The sequence below is a fragment of the Bradyrhizobium sp. P2_E8 genome (genome assembly GCF_056403875.1).
Map to the genome: position 1 here is coordinate 1 of NZ_JBFUES010000024.1, position 19,502 is coordinate 19,502.

Annotated in this window: 21 protein-coding genes and 2 pseudogenes; 18 read left to right on the plus strand and 5 right to left on the minus strand. The window is 62.0% G+C overall.

Features of this window, described 5'->3' with window-relative positions; genetic code table 11:
* The 3 genes from AC1D00_RS02595 to AC1D00_RS02605 all read left to right on the plus strand — a co-directional run.
* Window positions 1–217, plus strand: a 217-nt coding sequence (locus AC1D00_RS02595; protein ID WP_477009552.1) for a hypothetical protein, incomplete at its 5' end; no start/stop codon positions are given.
* 265 nt (window positions 218–482) lie between these two features.
* A complete protein-coding gene (locus AC1D00_RS02600; RefSeq protein WP_477009553.1) occupies window positions 483–674 on the plus strand; it encodes a hypothetical protein in 192 nt (63 codons plus the stop codon).
* 72 nt (window positions 675–746) lie between these two features.
* Window positions 747–920, plus strand: a complete 174-nt coding sequence (locus tag AC1D00_RS02605) for a DUF3606 domain-containing protein (protein ID WP_135176616.1) — start codon at window positions 747–749, stop codon at window positions 918–920.
* A 175-nt stretch (window positions 921–1,095) separates the two neighbouring features.
* On the opposite strand, the gene AC1D00_RS02610 is transcribed toward AC1D00_RS02605, so the two are convergent.
* Window positions 1,096–1,281: a hypothetical protein gene (locus tag AC1D00_RS02610; protein WP_027545902.1), complete on the minus strand. Its 186-nt coding sequence runs from the start codon at window positions 1,279–1,281 to the stop codon at window positions 1,096–1,098.
* Window positions 1,282–1,583: 302 nt separating this feature from the next.
* Here AC1D00_RS02610 and AC1D00_RS02615 point away from each other — a divergent pair, with 302 nt between their 5' ends.
* The 3 genes from AC1D00_RS02615 (at window position 1,584) to AC1D00_RS02625 (ending at window position 3,797) form a co-directional block, all read left to right on the plus strand.
* On the plus strand, window positions 1,584–1,778 hold the full coding sequence (locus tag AC1D00_RS02615) for a hypothetical protein (RefSeq protein ID WP_477009554.1): 195 nt from the start codon (window positions 1,584–1,586) through the stop codon (window positions 1,776–1,778).
* 795 nt (window positions 1,779–2,573) lie between these two features.
* Window positions 2,574–3,140 carry a hypothetical protein gene (locus AC1D00_RS02620; protein WP_025576193.1) on the plus strand — a complete coding sequence of 189 codons (567 nt, stop codon included), beginning with the start codon at window positions 2,574–2,576 and terminating at the stop codon, window positions 3,138–3,140.
* Window positions 3,141–3,548: 408 nt separating this feature from the next.
* Window positions 3,549–3,797 carry a hypothetical protein gene (locus AC1D00_RS02625; RefSeq protein WP_027545907.1) on the plus strand — a complete coding sequence of 83 codons (249 nt, stop codon included), beginning with the start codon at window positions 3,549–3,551 and terminating at the stop codon, window positions 3,795–3,797.
* Between the two features lie 176 nt (window positions 3,798–3,973).
* On the opposite strand, the pseudogene AC1D00_RS02630 reads toward AC1D00_RS02625, so the two are convergent.
* Window positions 3,974–4,063: pseudogene (locus AC1D00_RS02630) on the minus strand (SOS response-associated peptidase); the annotation flags it as partial.
* 147 nt (window positions 4,064–4,210) lie between these two features.
* Between AC1D00_RS02630 and AC1D00_RS02635 the strand changes: the two are divergent.
* Window positions 4,211–5,269, plus strand: a complete 1,059-nt coding sequence (locus AC1D00_RS02635; protein ID WP_477009555.1) for a hypothetical protein — start codon at window positions 4,211–4,213, stop codon at window positions 5,267–5,269.
* 156 nt (window positions 5,270–5,425) lie between these two features.
* On the opposite strand, the gene AC1D00_RS02640 is transcribed toward AC1D00_RS02635, so the two are convergent.
* Window positions 5,426–6,961: an FAD-dependent monooxygenase gene (locus AC1D00_RS02640; protein WP_477009556.1), complete on the minus strand. Its 1,536-nt coding sequence runs from the start codon at window positions 6,959–6,961 to the stop codon at window positions 5,426–5,428.
* Window positions 6,962–7,658: 697 nt separating this feature from the next.
* On the opposite strand from AC1D00_RS02640, the gene AC1D00_RS02645 reads away from it, so the two are divergent.
* Window positions 7,659–7,997 carry a hypothetical protein gene (locus tag AC1D00_RS02645; protein WP_049812210.1) on the plus strand — a complete coding sequence of 113 codons (339 nt, stop codon included), beginning with the start codon at window positions 7,659–7,661 and terminating at the stop codon, window positions 7,995–7,997.
* Window positions 7,998–8,098: 101 nt separating this feature from the next.
* Here AC1D00_RS02645 and AC1D00_RS02650 read toward each other — a convergent pair whose 3' ends face one another.
* Entirely contained in the window at window positions 8,099–8,620 is a 522-nt protein-coding gene (locus AC1D00_RS02650; RefSeq protein WP_025576201.1) for a hypothetical protein, read from the minus strand.
* A 100-nt stretch (window positions 8,621–8,720) separates the two neighbouring features.
* Between AC1D00_RS02650 and AC1D00_RS02655 the strand changes: the two genes are divergently transcribed.
* The 5 genes and pseudogenes from AC1D00_RS02655 (at window position 8,721) to AC1D00_RS02675 (ending at window position 13,132) form a co-directional block, all read left to right on the plus strand.
* Entirely contained in the window at window positions 8,721–9,548 is an 828-nt protein-coding gene (locus AC1D00_RS02655) for a PBSX family phage terminase large subunit (RefSeq protein WP_477009557.1), read from the plus strand.
* Window positions 9,538–9,636: pseudogene (locus AC1D00_RS02660) on the plus strand (GNAT family N-acetyltransferase); the annotation flags it as partial. The gene AC1D00_RS02655 and the pseudogene AC1D00_RS02660, both read left to right, overlap by 11 nt.
* A gap of 247 nt (window positions 9,637–9,883) precedes the next feature.
* The gene (locus AC1D00_RS02665) at window positions 9,884–11,146 is read left to right on the plus strand and encodes a CaiB/BaiF CoA transferase family protein (RefSeq protein WP_477009563.1); all 1,263 of its coding nucleotides are present in this window, start codon (window positions 9,884–9,886) and stop codon (window positions 11,144–11,146) included.
* Window positions 11,147–11,329: 183 nt separating this feature from the next.
* On the plus strand, window positions 11,330–12,559 hold the full coding sequence (locus AC1D00_RS02670) for an acyl-CoA dehydrogenase family protein (RefSeq protein ID WP_404558138.1): 1,230 nt from the start codon (window positions 11,330–11,332) through the stop codon (window positions 12,557–12,559).
* Window positions 12,560–12,568: 9 nt separating this feature from the next.
* On the plus strand, window positions 12,569–13,132 hold the full coding sequence (locus AC1D00_RS02675; protein WP_404558137.1) for a flavin reductase family protein: 564 nt from the start codon (window positions 12,569–12,571) through the stop codon (window positions 13,130–13,132).
* A gap of 25 nt (window positions 13,133–13,157) precedes the next feature.
* Here the strand turns inward: AC1D00_RS02675 and AC1D00_RS02680 are convergent, their stop codons facing one another.
* Window positions 13,158–14,066 carry an NAD(P)-dependent oxidoreductase gene (locus tag AC1D00_RS02680; protein WP_477009558.1) on the minus strand — a complete coding sequence of 303 codons (909 nt, stop codon included), beginning with the start codon at window positions 14,064–14,066 and terminating at the stop codon, window positions 13,158–13,160.
* Between the two features lie 177 nt (window positions 14,067–14,243).
* On the opposite strand from AC1D00_RS02680, the gene AC1D00_RS02685 reads away from it, so the two are divergent.
* The 5 genes from AC1D00_RS02685 to AC1D00_RS02705 all read left to right on the plus strand — a co-directional run.
* The gene (locus AC1D00_RS02685; RefSeq protein WP_477009559.1) at window positions 14,244–15,227 is read left to right on the plus strand and encodes an ABC transporter substrate-binding protein; all 984 of its coding nucleotides are present in this window, start codon (window positions 14,244–14,246) and stop codon (window positions 15,225–15,227) included.
* Between the two features lie 78 nt (window positions 15,228–15,305).
* A complete protein-coding gene (gene ilvD / locus AC1D00_RS02690) occupies window positions 15,306–17,000 on the plus strand; it encodes a dihydroxy-acid dehydratase (protein WP_477009560.1) in 1,695 nt (564 codons plus the stop codon).
* Window positions 17,001–17,125: 125 nt separating this feature from the next.
* Window positions 17,126–17,971, plus strand: coding sequence for an ABC transporter ATP-binding protein (locus AC1D00_RS02695; RefSeq protein ID WP_135174806.1), 846 nt, complete (start codon window positions 17,126–17,128; stop codon window positions 17,969–17,971).
* Complete coding sequence (locus AC1D00_RS02700; protein ID WP_477009561.1) at window positions 17,968–18,753, plus strand: ABC transporter permease; 786 nt, start codon at window positions 17,968–17,970, stop codon at window positions 18,751–18,753. The genes AC1D00_RS02695 and AC1D00_RS02700 overlap by 4 nt, the downstream gene beginning before the upstream one ends.
* Window positions 18,750–19,502, plus strand: a 753-nt coding sequence (locus tag AC1D00_RS02705) for an ABC transporter permease (RefSeq protein ID WP_477009562.1), incomplete at its 3' end; no start/stop codon positions are given. The genes AC1D00_RS02700 and AC1D00_RS02705, both read left to right, overlap by 4 nt.

Below are 19,502 nucleotides of genomic sequence, written 5' to 3' on the forward strand. Positions count from 1 at the left end.
GTGTTTCAGGGCGGACCTTCCGGAATTGCGAATCCAGATCTCTAAGAATCCAAGTCTTAAGAATCCAGATCTTAAGCGCGTTCATGGCCGCAAAGTTCCTGCGGTGGCCGGCGTCGTGCCGTCCGCCGAAGCCGATACTGCGCCGTCTTGTTTGACGCGTCGGGCAAAACATCTCCAGAGTGGCACCATCACAGACATCGTCGAGCCCGCGCCGTGACCGGTCGCGGGCTTTTCCTTTGCGCCTGTGCAGCGCCGTTCGAAACGGACCGCACGCTGGTGGGCTGACGCCTTCCCCGGCACCGGCGAGGTGTTCATTCCCTTTGAGCGATAATTCCGGACGCGGAGGAACGCCGCTTCACCGCGCATGTTGACTTTGCGGCGACGCCTCTTCGCGAGGCGCGGGACGGTCACCATCGCGACGGCGGCGCGTCATGTTCGCCTTGTCGCAGTTCGGCCCCATCCCTTCGGCAGCAGAGACGCACATGAACAGGCTCAAGCCGGTCAATCTTCGCAATTCGCTCGACTTGAGCGACAAGGTGCAGGTCAAGACCTTGCGCAAGCGCCTTAAGCTGTCGCCCGATCAGTTCGCCGATGCGCTTCGGAAATCAGGCAATTCGATCTCGGCCCTCGTCAAGGAAGCGGCCGCCGCGAGACCCGGCAAGCTGGAGGCGTAAGCCGCCGGCCGGATTTAGGAACGGCGTGCCGATGACGACGTTTCCCGTTTTCAGGAAGCGAGGAATTGGGCGATGGACAATCTGACGAAGCGCGCGCAGCCGGACCGCAGCAAGATCAACATGGACGAGGCCTTCGAGGTCAAATACTGGACCCATGCGCTCGGCGTGTCGAAAGAGGAGTTGCAAAAGGCCGTCGACAAGGTCGGCAATTCGGCCGCGGCCGTCCGCAAGGAGCTCGCGGTGTAGCTGATATAGCCGGAGGGGCCTGGAAGCCGTCTTCTTCATCGGCGCCTTCGTCCTGCTGGCGGCGCTGATCTATGGCGTGCTGCGCAACCGCTACCGCAGCCGCACCGAGCGGCATGTCGCCGACAGCATCGTGCGCGAGCGCTATGAGAACAACGAGACGTGAGGCGGCGTCCGGCTACTTGATGCTGACGAACATGCCCCAGGCCGCGGCCAGCGCCGCGCCGGTGAAGACGACCACGGGATTGTCGCAGAACGCGCCGCCGTAGCGGCACACGTCCGCGCCGAACTGGCCGAGCTCGTGATGGCTCGCGGAATAGAACAGTCCCGACAACCCCAGCAATGCGGCGGCGACGTAGTACATCGACGTTCTCTCCGAACCTTTCCGGTTGCGCCCTCATGGGAGGGCATGTCCCATCCTGGCGCGAACAGATTTCATTCCGCCAAATCCGATTTGCTGCATTTGAATAAAGTTGCGCCGTCGGGCAAAACACTGGCATGATGGCAACATCGGGCATTTCCCAGAGAGCCCAGCCGCTTCTGCGACTGCGACGCCGGCTTTTGACGCTGGGCAGATTAGGTAAGCCCGCCTCGGAAATTTGAATCTATCCCGGGAACAAGTTGCAATTCCATGCGTTAGAGGGCGTCGTTGGGGGAGAAACCATCGTGCCGACCGCCGAGTACTATTTGAAGCAAGCCGAAATTGCGTCCCGGATGGCACTGGCAGAATCCGACCCAGAAAAAGCGAGGGCCATGCATATCCTCGCCTTGGCGTATTACGACAAGGCCTACCTTGCGCAGGTCCAAGACGCGTCGCCACCGCAGCCAACCAGCCCGCCCAGCATCATCCAGAGGCAGTGAGAGCGCGATCGTTGACGGTTTGTCTCACCTCTTTGATTACGGTGACCGTACACTTAACTTGCTATTGCGAATAGGTTTTGCGCCTGACGAGCAGGTGATTGAGTGCACTGTCACCGCAATCCCGCGATTGCGCCCTTGCGGAGAGCATGTCCCTTCGCTGGCGCGAAGAGATTTCATTTCTGCATTTGAACAAAGTTGCTCCGTCGGGCAAAACACTGGCATGATGGCAGCATCGGGCCTTTCCAAAGAGGCCCGCGTGGCCGCTTCCCACACTTGCGGACTTGGCCGTTGCGACTGCGACGCCAGCTTTGACCCACAGCGGATATTACAGATATTGGTGGCTGCGGAAATCGACGTCACTCAATGCTCACCTCCTGAGTTGCAAGCGGAACGACGCAAAGCATGAAGAGCGGCACAGAGTCGCTGCACCCATGTGCACCGTGCTTCATCCGAACAGCAGGAGAATTGCATTTTGCATAGCGCATTCGGTCAGGATGGCTGACGGTGCGCTGCGTTTTCTGGGCATGACGCTGACGTCCGCCGCGTTCCATGCTATTATGCTTATATTCCAGGTCGTTCGGTCGAACCTTGTATTGAGGTAAAAACCGATGATTGGAGCCACCATCCCCACATACTTCGTCAGTCCAAGGCGAAGCATCATGAAAGCATGATCACGTTGACGCTCGGCGCCGGCGTGCAACTCGATTTGACAGGAGAGAGCATACGCAGGTCGATTTCAACTCGCGGCAGTTCACGGCGGAGACCTGAACCGCCGCTTGATCTAAGGAGGCACTCATGAACGTCATCAACGTGCGCAGAGTCCCCACATTCACCGCAGCGATGAGACTCACCAAAGCAACGGCGTTTGCTGCAGCGCTCGTGTCCTTTGCCCCCGCGGCTGTCGCGGGAGAGCCGATTGAAAAGAAGGGGACTACTCCTTATGTGACGCACTTTATTTTTCGACCCTTGATGAGCATTGACACCGCCGAACTCGGCAAGGCCACTACGCTGGAGGCGGTCGGGACCACTCAAAACATGAAGGGAGAGAAGATGCTGGACAAGATGTCAGCACGCTGCGTGGCGCTGAACGTCGCGTCCGGAGACAAGAAATACATTGACGGAGCTTGCGTGCTCGCCGACAGCGACGGCGACAAGATTTTCTCGACCTTCGATACTCGAGACCTCGACAAGGCCCAGCCGAAGATGGATTGTGGAACGCATATCATCACCGGCGGCACCGGTAAGTATAAGGGCATCACCGGAAGCGAACCATTTGCGTGCATAGCTATGCCTGCGTTGGCTGGCTCTGGCGATTATTTTGCGATGGACATCCCGCACAACACGTCCTGGGAAATCAAATGATCCTGAACCCGATGTCGCCGTAAAGATGGTTGTCGAGGCGGCCATCAATCGCTGAACGAGAGCCTAGCCCACCACAGCTGGGCTCTGCTTCTGTTCATGAATTAGGTCAGATGGTCCGCCCTTGGTCCCTGGCGGACGTGGTGGCAGACGGGCGGGTATGCGCTTTGTCTCCAGGCGGCCATCTGTAACGTGACAGCGCCGACGAAACACGCCTGAAACAATCCTGAAACCCGATTGTCCTGAACTCCTTTTCCGCCGGCCTCGACCAACCAAGCGAAAAGGAGACAATCATGATCCAGATCGGTTCGAAGGAAGAAGTCGCGTTCCTGCTGGCGCTGTTCGGCACCCACACCCAGCCGGTCAAGCGGCCGAAGCCGAAATCGCGGCAAGGCTGAAGGCGCTGATCCCATGCCCGGCTTGGCCGAATGCCAGAGCCTCTTGCGGCTCCTGATCGCGAGGGGAGATCCGAAGGCCATCCCGATCGCCAAGGGCGCCATCGATCAATATCTCAACACGGCGCCGGTCAGCGCCCGCGGGCGCGGCCTGCGCGTGCTCCAGCGCGATGCGCTCGACCAGCACGACCTCGCCGTCGGCGTGCAGCGTTCGTTCGCCGAAACGGTGGATGCTTATATCGAGCGGAAGCTGGCGGAGGAGTGAGGACGGGGTTTAGCCCTCCCGCTCCACTTTAAGTCGCTCGCCGCACATGCTGCCCAAGGCGCCGGTGCGGACGGTGCTTCGGCATCGCCCGCCGGCGCGCCCGCATCAATCATCGTGGTCGAAGATGGACCCCGGCTTTCCCTTCACTCTGGGAAATAGGTAGTCACTGAGCACGTTCCTCCGGTGCGTGGCGGTGGCGGCATGCCCCATCGCATCATCACCAGCTCGCGTTCGCCATTGCCTGCATCGCGGATGACTGGCGCCGGACGGCACACGCCAATCGCCCGTCGTGGGCATGGAAAACCGCCGCAGTGACCCTGATTCACCTCCAGATTGAAGCCACTTGGCAATTCATCTTGGGTCGGCCATGCTACTAGCCATTATATTGTTATACCTTTGCTGGAGCGATGGTCGTGCTGGTGCTGCGGCGCATGTGGTTGGCCTGCTTACTTGTGGCGGCGATAGTCGCGTGCGTACGTCTCTTGGATGACGCCTGGCGCTCGGCGGAAGTGGAGCGGCAGAATCCGAATGTAGAGCGGAAGATCATTGGGAGTCCGCCTGACTATGCATTCCTCAATTCAGCCCAGCCGATCAATCCTCGCCTTGGATATCTGAAGTCTCGCCAATCATTAGTAGAGAGCCAATTGGAGAGCTTGAAGTCTGGTAGAGCGCCTCCGACATCTCCGACTGGACCTGGTTTTATGGGATTTGGGAGCGAGGGCCGCGGCGGCCCTAGCGCGAGCACCTTCGACCCAGCCACGCTGAACGCACGCCTTCAGCAATTGGAAGCTGAAGGCAAGAAGTTGCGCGAAGAGATCAGCGCGGAGCTTCTTGCAGATTGTCGTCAGAGGCTAATGCGTCGCGGTGTCGTGGTTGGTAACGGGCCTTGTACCGATCTGGATGAAATAGTCAGAAATCTTGCTACCGGAACTTACTCCTTCAACTGGCCCAAAATAGTGAACTTGGGTGACGAATTTACGCTTCGATTGATCCTTCAAACCGACGAGCGTCAAGCAGCGAGTTTTGTTGGAGTCTCAGGCGCGATCACACGGGTTGAGGAGAGGCCTTTTGCCCAATCTGTCGAAGCCACCCTCTCCGGGGAAGATCTGGGAATATATCCAAACGGCCCTCAAGCGCGAACCGCGACCGCCGCACACGCGGTTGAATGGAATTGGAAGTTAACCCCCACAGCTACGGGGACGAAAACAATAACGATTGAAGTTGCTGCGAACATCTACATGGGCGCAGACAAACAGCGGGTCCAGATTGACTCCCTGCGGGAGACAATCGAGATTCAAGTGACGATCATCCAAAGGATCAAGGCATATCTCGCAGATGCCAGTGGGGTCGTCGTTGCGGTGGCCGCCTTGGTGACACCTTTGGCGGCGATTTTCGGCTTTTTTCCAACTGCTAGAAAATTCGTTGTCACCGAGTTTTCACGATTTCGACGCCGTCGTTCGAAGAGACCGTAGGCGCTCGATGAGGCATTCTGAGACTGGTAGAGGTCTGATTGTTTGACACGTCGGGCAAGACACTGGCAGAATGGCATCATCGAAATGAATTTGGATCAAGCCCGCGGGGATGCCGCGGGCTTTGTTCGTTTCGAGGGGGCGGATGAGTTCGGTTTGCTATGTCGCGACGGGCGGCCCAAACCATAGTGTCAGCGCATCCGCAAGGCCGCGCTGGCTCGCGTCGCCCGCCCACGCCACATGTCCGTCGGGCCGCACCAATACGGCTTTTGGCGCTGCGACCGGCCCGATCGCCGGAAGCTCCCAGGGGCCCTCGTAGCTGGTGTCGGCGACACTGATGCGATCGGCCCAGGGGGCGATGTCGATGCAGCCCGGCTTGTCAAAATTCAGCAGCAGGGGACGCGCGCCGTGCAGCTGGGTGAACAGTCTTTGCGAACCGCCTGGTGTGACGAGGTCGAGATCGGGCATGCGGCGCCCGAGCAGCGGATGGCCTTCGCCGAGATCATAGCGAATGTCGAGGCCGCTCATCATCGCGCCAAAGCGCTTGCGCGGTTCGTCCAAGCCGAGCAGGTCGGACACCACCTCGCGCGCGGCCTTGAGGCCGTCGTCGCCGCGGCGGAGCAGGGCGATTTGCGCCATGGTGTTGCGCAGCACGCGCGCGGCGACGGGATGGCGTTCGGCATGGTAGCTGTCGAGCAGGCTGCCCGGCGAAATGCCGTTGACGACCTGCGCCAGCTTCCAGCCGAGATTGACAGCATCCTGCACGCCGGTGTTGAGGCCCTGTCCACCGACGGAGTGATGGATATGCGCGGCATCGCCGGCGAGCAGCACGCGTTCCCTGCGATAGGATAAGGCCTGCCGTGCCGCATCGGTGAAACGGGAGATCCAGGCGGGATTCTTGAGACCGAAATCGGAGCCGTAGACGGCGACGAGGGCCTCGCTGAGATCGGATGGCGTGGGCTCGCCACTGCGCGCGAGCGTTGCTTCCGTCACCACGACCAGCACGCGCCCGCTCTCCGTCTTGCTGAGGCCATGAAAGCCGAGCGCGTCGTGACGCAGGCCCCAGGCCGGCTCCTCGCTCATCTCGACCTCGGCCATGAGGTTGCTGAGCGTCGGACCGGAGCCGACGAAGTCGATGCCGGCGGTCTTGCGCACCAGGCTGCGGCCGCCGTCGCAGCCGACCAGATAGTTCGCCCGCAACGTCTCGCCGCCGGACAGCACGACATCGACGCCGGCCTCGTCCTGAACGAAGCCCGTGACCTCGAAGTTCCGGTAGATCGGGACCGCGAGTTCCTCGACCCACCCAGCCAGGATGCGCTCGATGTGGCTCTGCTGCAGCGCCAGTCCGTAAGCGTGGCGGGTGGGGAGGTCGCTGATGTCGAGCCTGGTCCAGGCAAAGCCGGCGAGCTGCGTGACTTGCCCTTCGCGCAGGAAGCGATCCGCGACGCCGCGCTGATCGAGGATCTCGATGCTGCGCGCGTGCAACCCGCCGGCGCGTGTGCCGACGAGGTCCTGATCCGCGCGCCGCTCGACGATGGCGACATCGACATCCGCGAGCGCGAGCTCGGCGGCCAGCATCAGGCCGGTCGGGCCGCCGCCGGCGATCACCACGGCATGATCGGTCGGAGCCGGGTTCCCGGCGCGGGTTCGCTCGGTCCGGCCACGCGAGCGGGATGTCGGAAGCAGTACGGGCATGTCGTGATCCCCTGACTTGTTGTTCGGGTCGGGGTTCTACGCGAAGGTCGGGGACTTGAAGCAAGCCCCTTGCGCACCACATATCTAAGTGGGAGGTTGTCCTCTTTCGCGCTCGATTGACACGTCGGGCAAGACACTGGCAGAATGCCATCATCGAAACGAGTTTGGCTCAGCCCGCGCGGAGCGATCTGCGGCGGGTTTTTTCATGTCCGCTTGGTGTGACGACAATCTCGCTCAACACAGGATTTGACTCGTCGGGCAAAACACCGGCAGAATGACATCATCGAGACGAGTTTGATCGACCCGCGCGGAGAGCATCCGCCGCGGGTTTTTTCGTTCTCGATTTCGGAATCGGACGGCGGCAACGCATTGCGGCCACGCACTCGACAAACCTGGAGCGCCGATCGGCGCGCCGTCGTCCGAACCATTGCTGGCCGTGCACGCGCGAACGTGCCGGCCCGCGGCGCTGGGCCAGTTGCTCGCGCCGCCGCGGTCTCCGGAACCCACGGAGATAGGGTTCGCGCCCGAAACGATCGCGTCTCGTCATGCGATCTGCCGCACATTTCTTTTTTCGTGGAGAGACGATGACCGCCTACCTGATATCGCTCGCGCTCGCGGGCCTGGTTGCAATCGTGCTGTGGGAGACGTTTTCGTGAGCGGGGAGACCGAAGGCGAGCTCGAGCGTGCACCGGCGCGTTTGCCGGCGCGAAGGAAGACGTCCAACGCGCGCACCCTGACTGAGATCCGCTCGCTCGCGCGCAGCCACACCAGGACGGCGATCAGGGTGCTCGTCGGCATCATGCGCAGCGATGACGCGACGCCGGCGGCCCGACTCTCGGCCGCCAATGCGATCCTCGATCGCGGCTGGGGCAAGGCGGCACAGCCGGTCGAGAACGGCGAGGGCGGAATGCTGGAACTGATTCAGCGGATCGAGCGCGTCATCGTGCATCCGGGAAGTGCTGGTGAGGGCGACGCCGGTGTCGATGCTCGCGACAGCGGAGAGCTCGATCTGCAATCTCGCCTCGATGACCGTTGACCCGTCGGGCAAAACACTGGCAGAATGGCATCATCGACAGAAGTTGGTGTTGCCCGCGCGGACGCAGTCCGGCGCGGGTTTTTCGTTCTGATGCCTTCGGGCTAATTCTTTGTCTGCTTACCGGCCCGGCGTTGTCCGGCATCGGCGCGCTGCACCTGGTCGCTGCAATAGGACAGCTTTCGGCCATCGCCAGTGAAGTGTCCGTTGTTGATGATCCAGAGAATGACGGTCTTGTCGTCGATCTTCTTGAACATCAGGTTCTCGCGGTCTGGAGTGGTGTCCACATTCTGTACGCCGACAGCGTCCCCGTTCGAAGCCGGCTGCAATGTGCAATCGGCGCCGATCCTGACGGTGTCCGGGAGTTGAACACGCGTGCGGTGGATATCGCACTTGTTCGAGGCAGTAACGATTGATCTTCTGGCGAACGAAACGACCGTGTCGCTGAATTTCAAGCAACGTTCCTCGAAATCGGCATCCACCGCGATCGCCGCCGCATCGAGCCGTTTGATGAACATGACCTCGTTGAATTGTCTGTTCGCCCAGTTGGGGTCGCGCGGGTTGAGGTTTTGCGCCAGATTGTAATCGTCACAGACCATGTCAACCTTCAGCGCGCCTGGCTTCAATCAAGCTCCGCAGGGACAACCCGATGTACCAAACAACGAGGGCAGGTCCGCGATGTGGCGCAGGCGCACCGGCCTGCCTTAGGGCGAGCGAGCGCATCCATTGTCCATCCTGAAAATTCCGACCGCCAAGATCTTCGAGCAGCTGCTGAAGCCGGCGCGCTACAAGGGCGTCTACGGCGGGCGCGGCTCGGGCAAGTCGCATTTCTTCGGCGAGCTTCTCGTCGAGACCTGCCAGGCCGAGCGCGGCACGCTCGCGGTCTGCATCCGCGAGGCGCAGCGGACGCTGGCGCATTCTTCCAAGCGGCTGATCGAGGGCAAGATCGCCAGCCTCGGCCTCGGCCACGGTTTCAAGTTCTTCAGCGACAAGATCGAGACGCCCGGCGACGGGCTCATCATCTTCCGCGGGCTTCAGGATCACACGGCGGACTCGATCAAATCACTGGAGGGATTTCGTATTGCCTGGATCGACGAGGCGCAATCCTTGAGCGCGCGCAGCCTCGCGCTGCTGCGGCCGACGATCCGCGCCAAGGACTCTGAACTCTGGGCGAGCTGGAATCCGCGTCGCAAGAGCGACGCGATCGACGATTTTCTGCGCGGGCGCCGGCCCGACGGGGCCGTCGTGGTGAAGGCGAACTGGCGCGACAATCCCTGGTTTCCTGATGTGCTCGAGGAGGAGCGGTTGCTCGACCAGAAACTCTATCCGGAGCGCTACGACCACATCTGGGAGGGCGAGTATGCGCGTGCCTTCGAGGGCGCCTATTTCGCCTCGCTTCTCTCCGAAGCGCGCGCACAGGGACGGATCGGAAAGGTTGCGGCGGATCCGCTCTTGCCGCTTCGCGCCTTCATCGACATCGGCGGCGCGGGAGCCGCGGCGGATGCATTCGCGATCTGGATCGTGCAATGGGTCGGAAGCGAAATCTGCCAATAATTTCATCCAGGCTGGCTATCGGCTCTATGAGCCCGAGGTACCGTGGGCCTGGTCGCATACGCTTTATTGGCGAAAACGGCTGCGCTGAGTTGGGGGCGCCGGCGTTTCCCGTGATGCGGAACGCGGCGTTCGTGGCGTAGAACGGCGCGCGCGAGACGCGGTGCCGCCTTGCGCGCCCAAGATGTCGAGAGGCCCGGCAGCTTGACGGCTGCCGGGCCCTTTTTGCGTTTTCAGGCGATGTGGCCGAAGCACTTGCGGAGTTGGTGGCGCCGGGCTTTAAGTTTGCTCCTGCAGGAAATTCGGCGACCATAAGCCGATGTAAGGGAGCACCATCGATGTCCACCAAGCCTCAATTGCCGGAACGTTCGTCGCGAGTCACGGGGGGGCCTCCGCCGCTCGATGGTCTGCTGGTCGTCGATTTCACCCGCGTGGTTGCCGGCCCGGCCTGCACACAGACGCTCGCCGATTTCGGCGCGCGTGTCATCAAGATCGAGAACCCGGACGGCGGCGACGACACGCGCGCGTATGAACACGCCGAAACCGGCGGCGAGAGCGCCGCTTATCTCAGCCTGAACCGCAACAAGCGCGGTATCGCGCTCGATCTTGCCGTGCCCGAAGCCCGCGAGATCGCACTGGATCTGATCCGCAACGCCGACGTGGTCGTCGAGAATTTCTCGAGCGGGGTCATGAAGAAATTCGGCCTCGACTACGAAGCGGTCGCGCCGCTCAATCCTCGGCTGGTCTATTGCTCGATTTCTGCCTACGGGCGCACCGGGCCGTTCGCTTCGCGTCCCGGTTTTGATCCGATCACGCAGGCGGAAAGCGGCTTCATGTCGCTCAACGGATTTGCCGACGGTCCTCCAGTCCGCACCGGCCCGCCCATCGTGGATATCGCGACGGGAATGACGGCCTGTAACGCTATCCTTCTGGCCCTGCTGGCGCGCGATCGGCTGGGCCGTGGCCAGCATGTCGAGGTGGCCCTGTTCGACATTGCCATGGCGATGACGAGCTTCTACGGCATGGCCTATCTGATCAACGGTGAGAACCCCGGACGGTTCGGCAACTCGCCGAGCGGGTCTCCCACTGTCGGCGTCTACGAGGCCTCCGATGGACCGCTTTACATGGCCTGCGCCAACGACCGGCTCTATCGCCGGCTGGTCGTCGAGGTGCTGAACCGGCCCGATCTCATCACCGATCCGCAATTTGCGACGCGCAAAGCGCGCTCCGAGAACAAGGAGCTCTTGCGGGCGGCCATTGCGGAGGTCTTTGCAAGCGATACTCTTGAGAGCTGGATGGCGAAAATGAAGCTGGCCAATATTCCGGTCGGCTATCTCCGCACCGTCGAAGAGGGCTTTAACGCACCCGAGGCCCGTGACCGCCATCGGTTGAGCCGGATTCCGCATCCTACGGCGGACTGGGTCCCCAACATCGAAACCCCGATTACCATGAGCCTGACCGGCGCTATCGATCCCGTTGCAGCGCCTCTGTTGGGCGAGCATACCGAGAACGTCTTGCGTGACACGCTAGGTTACGACCAGCGCCGGATCGCGGAGCTCACCCAAAGGGGCGTCTTTGGATCAGGCAAGCCCTCGGTTTGAGCCCGGGTGGTTAACCTTGAGGGGCGGGCATTGCGGCGCGCCGACCTCTGCCTCGCGATGCGGCCGTTCGCGGCATCGCATCCTTATCAAGGCAGCCCTGGGGCGAAGACGCGGTGCTAGCATCGCATCGGCTTGATTTGGCGAGGTTCCCGCCGCATAAATGTGGGAAAGCGAGGGATACGAATGGCGCCTGGTCAAGACCCGAGCGTGGGCCAGCCCGCGGGGCCGGAATCCGGCGAACGCGCCTATGCGGCAATGATCGCGAAGGCTCGGGCGCTCGTGCCACGACTGCGAGAGCGGGCAACCCGAACCGAAGAGCTGCGCTACCTTCCGCCCGAGACCGAACGGGATCTGCACGACGCCGGCCTGTTCCGGATGCTCCAGCCCAAGCGCATTGGCGGTGCCGAGCTCGACTATGTCGCCCTGATTGATTGCGCCGATCTGCTCGGACAAGCGGACGCGTCCGCCGCCTGGAATCTCGCCAATCTGGCGAGCCATCACTGGATGCTCGGCATGTTCGAGCAAGAGGCGCAGGATCTGGTCTGGGGCCGCGATCCGGATACGCTGATTGCATCCTCATTCATCTTTCCTGCGGGCCGCGCCACGAGGGTCCAGGGCGGATACCAATTGCACGGAAGCTGGCCATTCTCCTCAGGCGTTGCGTCCTGCGAATGGAACATGCTTGCAAGCGTGGTTTCCTCTGATGATGAAGCAGACGGGATCGAGTACCGGATCTTCTTGCTTCCGAAGCATGACTACAAGGTACTCGACACCTGGAATGTCTCGGGATTGCGCGGTACGGGGTCTTGCGACGTGGAGGTCAGGGAGGCCTTCGTGGCCGACCATATGACGGTTGCCGTCGGTGAGCTTGCCGGCGGCCGGACGCCTGGGAGCAAGGTCAATCCCAATCCGTTATACGCGCTACCCGTGTTCTCGCTGTTTCCCTACGTCCTGTCCGGCGTCGCGCTGGGGAATGCGCAGGCGTGCCTGAACGACTATATCGAGGTCGTCCGTCATCGCATTTCCACCTACAACCGCGCCAAGCTGAGCGACTTCCAAAGCACGCAGATCAAAATCGCGGAGGCCTCGGCCAAGATCGATGCCGCGCGTCGGATCATGCGTTCGGCCTGTATCGATGCCATGGAGGATGCACGACGCAGCCACATTCCGGACATGGCGACCAAGACCAGGTACCGACGTGACGGTGCTTTCTCGGTCAATCTATGTACCGACGCGGTCTCAATGCTATTTTCGGCGAGCGGGGCGCGCGGGCTCTTCACGGCGGGCGTGTTGCAGCGGCAGTTTCGCGATGCGCACGCGATCAACTCGCATCTCGCATTCAATTTTGATGCGGCCGGAACCAATTATGGACGCGTGGCACTGGGCCTGCCGTCCGAGAATCTCACGCTGTGAGGCCGGCCGATGAATGATCTGCCGAAGCAGCCGGCCGTTCCCGATCCAGCCAACGAACTCGCAAGCGACAGCTCGTCGATTGACCCCCGCGAGTTTCGCACCGCGCTCGGCACTTACGGAACAGGCGTAACGATCATCACCGCCGCAGCTCCTGATGGGAAGCCCTATGGCATCACCTGCAATTCCTTTGCATCGGTCTCCTTGAATCCGCCACTCGTTCTCTGGAGCCTCGGAGTTTACTCTTCGAGCCTGGCGGTGTTTCAGAACGCAAGCCATTTTGCCGTTCATGTGCTCAGCGCTTCGCAACAGGCGCTCGCAAACAGGTTCGCGAAATCGTCCGACGATAAATTCGCTGGCATCGACTGGACGCCGGGGCTCGGCGACGCTCCCGTACTTGCCGAGAGCGTCGCCAATTTTCAATGCCGCTCCGTCAATCGCTATTATGGCGGCGATCACGTGATCTTTCTGGGTGCGGTCGAAGCCTATGCCTACAATGCCAAGGATGCGTTGCTGTTTGCACGCGGGACGTATGGCCGGTTCCTGGCCGACGATGAACGCAAGAAGACACCGTAACGCGTTTCAGGTCGCGCCCGGTGGCTCAATGCTCTGCCGCTGAAAGCTTGTAGATCTCCAGTGCGTCGGCATCCGCGCCTCGCGCGGCTTTGGCCAGTCTGAAGAGCTGTCCCGCAAGCGTAGCCATTGGCACCGGTGTCGACGTCGTCTGCGCGACATCGGCAACCGTATCGAGGTCCTTGAGCATCGTGGCGATATGGCCGAGCGGCGGTGAGTGAATGCCCTGGACCATCCTCGGCACGAACAGCTGAAGTGGGATCGAATCCGCAAATCCGCCCGCGAGCGCTTCGGGCAGCCGATTGGCGTCGATTCCGGCGTTCACGGCAAGGCGCGTTGCTTCCGCGAGAACGGCCATCGCGCATCCGACGATCACCTGGTTACAGAGTTTTGCAGTCTGGCCGGCGCCGGTGGGGCCCATGTGAGTGAACCTTCGGGCCATAGCCAGCACATAGGGCCGCACTCTCTCGATGTCGGCAGCATCCCCGCCGGCCATGATGGCAAGCGTGCCTTCCTCGGCGCCCTTGGTGCCGCCGGACACCGGTGCATCGATCCAGCCCGCGCCGTTCGCAGCTTTCAGTCGTGTTGCGAGGTCGCGCGCGGCGTCGGGATGGATTGACGAGAAGTCGACGACGAGCTTGCCTGCGCCGGGAGCCATCGAAAGACCTTCGGCCCCGAAAATCACCTCCTCCACGGCCGCGGCGTCCGTCACGCACATGAAGACGATGTCCGAGCCTGCCATAATGTCGCGGGGGCTGGCTCCATGCCTTGCGCCGGCTTCGACGAGTGGAGCGACCTTGCCTTCTGATCGGTTCCAGACACTGACCTGATAGCCGGCCTTGAGCAGGCGCCGGGTCATGGGCGTTCCCATGAGTCCAAGGCCGAGATAGCCGAACCGCTCGACGCCTTGCGGGTTTGCCTTGCTCGCATCAGCCATAGGTTGCCTCCTCCTGTCGCAGCACGACGGCGCGCGACCGCCGCCTTACCATACATGGCGCATCCCGCGGCGAAACCCGGCCGCCCGCATGGCTTGCCTGATTGTTTGAACCATGAAACATTTGGACCGGTCGGGTTGGGTGGCGCCGGTCGGCGCCGGAGCAATGGAGTGGGCGCGATGCGAGCGGTTTCGAGGTTGATGCTGGCAACGGGGGCGATGGCGGCCTTGATTGCGGGCGCAAGCCCCTCACGGGCGCAGCAGACGATCCGCGTCGGATGGACCATCCCGGCCGAGGAATCCAAGTACTGGATGATGCGCAGGCCGGCCGAATTCCCCAATCTCGGCAAGACCTACAACATCGAATGGACCCAATTTCAGGGTACAGCGCCGATGACGCAGGCATTGGCGGCTGGCGCACTGGATTGCGCGACGCAGGCGCCGCTGTCGCTCTCCAACGGTGTGGTCGGCGGCAATCTCAAGGCTTACATCGTGGCTCAGCACGTCTTCGAGAAGCCCGGCGGTTTCTCGGTCTACTGGGCTGTCATGGATGACTCGCCGATCAAGACCATTGCCGATCTCAAGGGCAAAACCGTCGGTATTTCCGTGATCGGTGGCGGCACGCAAGGGCCTTTCAATCTGCTCCTGAAGCAGAATGGCGTCGATCCGGCCAAGGATATCAAGCTGGTCGAGGTCGGCTTTGCCGTCTCCGAGGACGCATTGCGCCAGGGCCGCGTCGACGCGGTCAACATGAACCAGCCGTTTGCCGCACGCGCAGAAGCGAAGGGCGGCACAAGGAAACTGTTCTCGCTGTCCCAAGCGATGCCGAACATCGTGCACATCCTGGAAGCCTGCCGCGCCGATTTCGTCGACAAGAACCCGGAGTTGGTCACAGCCTATGTCCGCGACATCACTTCGGGCATGAAGAAAGCGCTGGCGAACCGCGAAGAGACCCTCAAGGTCGTGTCCGAGGTGCTGAAGGCGCCTGTTCCTGTGCTCGAGACCTACCTGCTCAAGGACAACGACTTCGGTCGTGATCCGGGTGCGGCGCCGAACTTCCCGGCGATCCAGAAGATGCTGGACATCTACGCAGAGACAGGAATGCTGCCGAAGCTGGACGTCGCGCAGTTCAAGCATCCGACGATCGTCGCACCGTTGCAATAAGTGTTCGCGCCGCCTTTTTTGAGTGATGCATAGCGATGTCCCGCCGCGTGCGGGACATCGCACGAAGATGATGCAAGTATGAAGAAGTTGCGATCACGGATAACGACTGACGGCCTCGACCGGGCCCCCCACCGCGCATTCATGCGCGCGATGGGACTGGACGATGCGGCAATTGCCAAGCCGATGGTTGGCGTTGTCAGCATGAAGGGCGAGCAGACGCCCTGCAACATGACCCACGATTTCCAGGTGGCCGCAGCCAAGACGGGCATCGAGGAGGCCGGCGGCACGCCGCGCGAATTCTCGACCGTGTCGGTCTCCGACGGGATCAGCATGAATCACGAGGGAATGAAGTTCTCTCTCTTTTCTCGCGAGCTGATCGCCGACTCGATCGAGGCTGTCGTTCATGGTCTCGCCTATGACGCGCTGATCGGATACGGCGGATGCGACAAGACGCTTCCCGGCGTGATAATGGGCATGGTTCGTTGCAACGTCCCGTCCATTTTCATCTATGGCGGCAGTTCCCTGCCCGGGCGCGTGGACGGGCGAACCTTGACCGTGCTCGACTCCTACGAGGCTGTCGGCAGCTTCATGACCGGAGCGATCGACGGCGCCACGCTGGAGCGGATCGAGCGCGCCTGCCTGCCTACGATCGGTGCCTGCGCCGGCCAGTTTACTGCGAACACCATGGGAATGGTGTCGGAGGCGATGGGGCTCACCATTCCCAACGTCTCGATGGTGCCCGGTGTCTACGCCGAACGCGCGCAGATCTCGCGACGCGCCGGGCGGTTGATCATGGAAATGCTGGAACGCGGCGGGCCGCTGCCTCGCGACATCGTGACGCGGAAATCACTGGAGAACGGCGCAGCGATCGTCGCTGCTACGGGTGGTTCGACCAACGCCGCGCTGCATCTGCCGGCCATCGCGAACGAGGCCGGCATCGCATTCTCGATCGATGATGTCGGCGAGGTCTTTGCCAGGACGCCGCTGATCGGAAACCTGCGGCCCGGAGGCAAATACACGGCCAAGGATGTCTACGATATGGGTGGCGCCGCCGTGGTGATCCAGGAGCTGATTCAAAGTGGTCACATCGATGGTAACTGCATCAYCATCACTGGCCGCACGCTTGCCGAAGAATATGGCGGGGCCAACGCGCCGGACGGTGAGGTCGTCTACGCGGCAAGTGCGCCGATCATGCCGGATGGCGGTGTTGCGGTGCTGAAGGGCAACCTCTGTCCGGACGGTGCGGTCATCAAGGTCGCAGGTTTGAAGAGCCAGTTCTTCGAGGGCGTCGCGCGCGTTTTCGAAGACGAGGAGGCCTGTGTCGCAGCGRTTCGTGACCGCAGCTACAAGGCAGGTGAGGTTCTGGTGATCCGCAACGAGGGGCCGGTCGGCGGCCCCGGCATGCGCGAGATGCTCGGCGTCACCGCGCTGATCTACGGACAGGGCATGGGCGAAAAGGTGGCCCTGATCACTGACGGGCGGTTCTCCGGAGCGACCCGCGGCATGTGCATCGGCTACGTGTCCCCCGAAGCATTCGTTGGCGGTCCGTTGGCCCTTGTTCGCGACGGCGACAGAATCCGGATTGATGCTGCAAACCGGCGGATGGATATGCTGGTCGACGAGCAGGAGCTCGCGGCGCGCCGACGTGATTGGAAGCCGCGCCCGCCGCGTCACCGCGCAGGCGCGCTCGCAAAATATGCGCGACTGGTTGGCCAGGCGCCGGGCGGAGCGGTTACCCATGAGGGGCCGGCAGAATGGCCCTGGTTCGAATGACGCGGCGTACCTGTGCGAGAACCGCCACCTGTCTGGCAAGTTTCTTGCTAAGCTCATTCCGCTGATGGAGGACATTCAGCAGACAGGTTGCGCGACGTTTATGCGCGAGTGAAGTGAGAGACGGGATGAAGGTAGTGCCTTCGAGATCGAGCGAATGGGTGAGACCGGTGACGTCGCAAAAGCCGGCATCTGCGATCATCGAGATCGACCGCGTCTCGCAGGTTTTCCAGACCTCGGCGCGCAAGGATCATTTGGCGCTATCGGACATCTCGCTGACGATCGACGAGGGCGCCTTCGTCTCCATCCTTGGTCCGTCGGGCTGTGGCAAGTCGACACTGCTCTACATCGTCGGGGGCTTCGTCAGCCCGACCAGTGGCGCGGCGAAGATCAAGGGACAGGCGATCACAGGACCCGGTCCGGATCGCGGACCAGTATTCCAGGAGTTTGCGCTCTTCCCCTGGAAAACCGTGCTGGGCAATGTGATGTACGGGCCGCGTCAGCAGGGCGTGCGGACGCCTGAGGCCGAAGCGCAGAGCCGGGCGCTGATCGAGATGGTCGGCCTCAAAGGCTACGAGAACTTCTATCCCAAGGAGCTGTCGGGCGGCATGAAGCAGCGCGTGGCACTGGCCCGAACGCTCGCGTACCATCCCGAAGTCCTGTTGATGGACGAACCGTTCGGCGCGCTGGACGCTCACACCCGGACACGCTTGCAGAACGATCTCCTGAACATTTGGGAGCGCGACCGCAAGACGGTGCTGTTCGTCACCCATTCGGTCGATGAGGCCGTCTTCCTGTCGGACAAGGTCGTGATGATGTCGAAATCGCCCGGCCGCATCCGGCAGGTGATCGACATCGATCTGCCGCGGCCGCGCCGCCGCAACGAGCTGTTGCTCGATCCGCGCTACCAGAAGTACGTCGTCGACATCGAGCGCATGTTCGACGAGGTCGACGAGACCGGATCGCCGTCATGACATTGCTGGCTGCCTCCGCCAGGCGTGCTGCCCCGGTGTTCGCCTGCATCGGGCTGCTGGCGATATGGCAGGTTGCCTCRCTGGCGCTGAAGAACGACAGCTTCCCGACGGCGATCGAGGCGATCCGGGTGATTCCGGAGATTCTCGGCGACAAGGAGTCGCTGATCAACATCCTGGCCTCGCTCCGCCGCATGGCAATCGGGTTCGGTGTTGCAGTGCTTGTTTCGATTCCTCTCGGCCTGCTGATGGGACGCAGCCGTGCGGTTGCGGCCTTCTTCAATCCGCTTCTGATGGTGATCTACCCGGTGCCAAAGGCGGCCCTGATGCCGATCATCATGCTGTGGCTGGGGGTCGGCGATATCGCGAAGACGCTGGTGATCTTCCTCGGCGTCAGCCTGCCCGTGATCTATCATAGCTTCGAGGGCGCCAGGGCGGTCGAAGAGAAGATGTTGTGGTCAGGCGCGGCCATGGGGCTTTCGCCCCTGCAACGACTGGTCCGGATCGTATTGCCGGCGGCACTGCCGGAGGTCCTGACCGGGTGCCGCACGGGTTTGGTGCTGGCGCTGATCACGATGATCACCAGCGAGATGATCGCCCGTCAGTCCGGCGCCGGGAACATCCTGTTCAATGCGCTCGACATGGGCCAGTACGACACGGTCTTCGCGATGATCATCATCGTGGGGGCGATGGGCATCTGCCTCGACGCGATCTTCGAGCGGGTCCGCGCCAGGCTCGTGCGCTGGTCCGAACCTCAGTTCGACATGCCGTTGAGCTTCTCATGACGCCGCGTATTCTCCCATCAAATGTCTTTCTTGGTGTTGCGCCAATCGTGCTGGTGATCGCGGTTTGGCAAGGCCTGGTGTCATTCGGCTTTGCGCCTGCGGTCCTGCTGCCGCCGCCCGGATTTGTCTTCAGCCGGTTGCTCCAGCAGCTCGTGACCTGGACCTTTCAGCAGGAGATCGTGGCAACCCTGATCCGGCTGTTTGCCGGCTTTGCGATTGCGGTCGTGCTCGGCGTCAGCATCGGCATCGCCGCTGCCGCCAGTCCCGCGATCAATGCCGTCGTTCGGCCGATCGTGCGCGTATTGGCTCCGTTGCCAAAGGTTGCGCTCTATCCGGCGCTGCTGCTGCTGCTCGGCTTCGGCCACGGATCGAAGATCACGCTGGTGGCTGCGGATGCGCTGTTTCCCATTCTTCTATCCACCTACTATGGCGCCTCGACCGTGGAGCAGAAACTGATCTGGTCGGCCATGGCGGCGGGAACGCCGCGCTATCAAATCCTCTTCAAGGTGGTGCTGCCGGCGGCGATGCCGTCGATCCTGACCGGGTGCCGGATCGGCCTTGTCATTTCCTGCATCGTGGTGTTTCTGGCCGAGATGATCACGTCGACGGACGGGCTGGGCCATGCCCTCGTCACGGCGGCCCGGACGTTCCAGGCCGTCGACATGTTCGTGCCGCTGATCACGATCTCGCTGCTGGGTTTGATCCTGAATGCGCTGCTGGGCGCCGTGCGATCGTACCTCCTACGGGGC

Coding starts and splice junctions, on each gene's coding strand:
- AC1D00_RS02600 (WP_477009553.1), top strand. CDS start 483: ATGAACAGGCTCAAGCCGGTCAATCTTCGCAATTCGCTCGACTTGAGC.
- AC1D00_RS02605 (WP_135176616.1), top strand. CDS start 747: ATGGACAATCTGACGAAGCGCGCGCAGCCGGACCGCAGCAAGATCAAC.
- AC1D00_RS02610 (WP_027545902.1), bottom strand. CDS start 1,281: ATGTACTACGTCGCCGCCGCATTGCTGGGGTTGTCGGGACTGTTCTAT.
- AC1D00_RS02620 (WP_025576193.1), top strand. CDS start 2,574: ATGAACGTCATCAACGTGCGCAGAGTCCCCACATTCACCGCAGCGATG.
- AC1D00_RS02625 (WP_027545907.1), top strand. CDS start 3,549: ATGCCCGGCTTGGCCGAATGCCAGAGCCTCTTGCGGCTCCTGATCGCG.
- AC1D00_RS02640 (WP_477009556.1), bottom strand. CDS start 6,961: ATGCCCGTACTGCTTCCGACATCCCGCTCGCGTGGCCGGACCGAGCGA.
- AC1D00_RS02665 (WP_477009563.1), top strand. CDS start 9,884: ATGTCCACCAAGCCTCAATTGCCGGAACGTTCGTCGCGAGTCACGGGG.
- AC1D00_RS02670 (WP_404558138.1), top strand. CDS start 11,330: ATGGCGCCTGGTCAAGACCCGAGCGTGGGCCAGCCCGCGGGGCCGGAA.
- AC1D00_RS02675 (WP_404558137.1), top strand. CDS start 12,569: ATGAATGATCTGCCGAAGCAGCCGGCCGTTCCCGATCCAGCCAACGAA.
- AC1D00_RS02680 (WP_477009558.1), bottom strand. CDS start 14,066: ATGGCTGATGCGAGCAAGGCAAACCCGCAAGGCGTCGAGCGGTTCGGC.
- AC1D00_RS02685 (WP_477009559.1), top strand. CDS start 14,244: ATGCGAGCGGTTTCGAGGTTGATGCTGGCAACGGGGGCGATGGCGGCC.
- AC1D00_RS02695 (WP_135174806.1), top strand. CDS start 17,126: ATGAAGGTAGTGCCTTCGAGATCGAGCGAATGGGTGAGACCGGTGACG.